The organism is Streptomyces sp. NPDC058231, assembly GCF_042882275.1.
Taxonomy (GTDB): domain Bacteria; phylum Actinomycetota; class Actinomycetes; order Streptomycetales; family Streptomycetaceae; genus Streptomyces.
The window spans coordinates 1-1,552 of the sequence record NZ_JBHVWN010000170.1 but is presented as its reverse complement, the minus strand read 5'-3'; the positions used below and the strand labels follow the sequence as shown (position 1 = coordinate 1,552).

2 protein-coding genes are annotated in these 1,552 nt (G+C 68.6%); one reads left to right on the top strand and one right to left on the bottom strand.

Translation table 11 applies throughout. The annotated features are described in order from the left end of the window. Positions 1-37: 37 nt before the first annotated feature. The gene (locus tag ACFVXE_RS39055; RefSeq protein WP_389678552.1) at positions 38-370 is read right to left on the bottom strand and encodes a hypothetical protein; all 333 of its coding nucleotides are present in this window, start codon (positions 368-370) and stop codon (positions 38-40) included. A gap of 81 nt (positions 371-451) precedes the next feature. On the opposite strand from ACFVXE_RS39055, the gene ACFVXE_RS39050 reads away from it, so the two are divergent. Next, positions 452-1,513 carry an IS630 family transposase gene (locus ACFVXE_RS39050; protein ID WP_389678550.1) on the top strand — a complete coding sequence of 354 codons (1,062 nt, stop codon included), beginning with the start codon at positions 452-454 and terminating at the stop codon, positions 1,511-1,513. The last annotated feature ends 39 nt before the right edge of the window (positions 1,514-1,552 follow it).

The window sequence follows — 1,552 nt, the reverse complement described above, 5'->3', positions numbered from 1 at the left end:
CTAGTGCTGTTCCGCGGAAGTTCGTGGGGGGTGTTGATCAGGGCGTGGGGTCGTCGAGGTAGAGGCCGCAGGCGCAGTCCAGGGCCTCCTCGGGTGAGCCGAAGGGCAGTCCGGTGGGCAGGAGGTTGTCCTCGTACTTGCCGTTGCTGGCACGGTAGAGGGCGAAGCCCCAGGTGTGCAGGACGCCGGTGAAGCGCAGGCGGCATAGCGGCAGCGGCTCCTGCTCGTCTGCCAACTCTCCTGCCACGTAGGCGAATCCCGTGCGGAAGCGCACCTGGACTCCGGTGAGTTGGGGCCAGCGTTCCTTGGCGCGGGCGTGCAGGCGGTGGTGCAGGTGGTGCTGCATGGATTCGGGCGGGTTCTTCGGCACGCCCTCATCCTGCCGGGTCACCGTCCGAGTGCGCCATGATCACCTCTTCGGGCAGGCGCGGGCGGGGAAAGCGTGGCGGGGATGGGCGGGGCAGTCGCGGTGGAGCTGGAGGAGCCGGTGCGTGAGCGTCTGATCCAGACCACGGCCTCTTTGAAGGCGCAGGTGCGGGCGGTGCTGCGGGCGCGGATCGTCCTCGCGGCCGCGGAGGGGCTGAGTAACGGGGCGATCGCGCGGGAGCTGGTGATCAGCGTGAACACGGTCCGCAAGTGGCGCGGCCGGTTCGCGGACCGGGGGCCGGCAGGGCTGAAGGATGCCGCCCGCTCGGGCCGTCCCAAGACGTACGGGCACCGGGTGACGGTCGCGATCGTGGCCGCCGCAACCAGTGCACCTCCGCATCCGGAGGCGACCTGGTCGCACCGCACGATCGCCGCCCAGGTCGCCAGCACTGTGTTCGCTTCGATCTCCGCTTCCCAAGTCGGCAGGATCCTGGCCGATTTGGACCTCAAGCCGCACCGGGTGCGTGGCTGGCTCACCCGCCGTGACACTCCCGACTTCTGGGACCGGGTCCGGGATGTGTGCGACCTTTACCGTGATCCGCCCAAGGGTGCGGTGGTGCTGTCCATCGATGAGAAGACCGCGATCGCCGCCCGCTCCCGGCGTCATCCCGGCCGTCGCGCGGCGCCGGGCGAGCCGGCCCGTCAGGAGTTCGAGTACCGGCGCCACGGCACCGCCTCGCTGGTCGCGGCCCTGGACGTACGCACCGGCGAGGTCCTCACCGAGATCATCGCCCGCAACGACGCGGTGACCTTCACCGGCTTCCTCGACCAGCTCGATGGGGTCATCGCCCCTGGCCAGGACATCCATGTGGTGCTGGACAACGGCTCCTCGCATACCGCAAAGCGCACCAAGACGTGGCTGGCCGACCATCCGCGCTGGCACGTCCACTGGACCCCGCCTCACGCCTCCTGGCTCAATCAGGTGGAGCTGTTCTTTTCCGTCCTGACCCGCCGCGTCCTTCGACACGGCGACTTCTCCAGCCGCGACGACCTCATCGACAAGCTGGAGAGCTACGTGATCAACCGCAACGAGACCACGAAGCCATACAAGTGGACCTACGACGGTGCCCCGCTCAAGACCACCTGATCAGCACCCCTCCACGAACTTCCGCAGTGCAGCACTAGC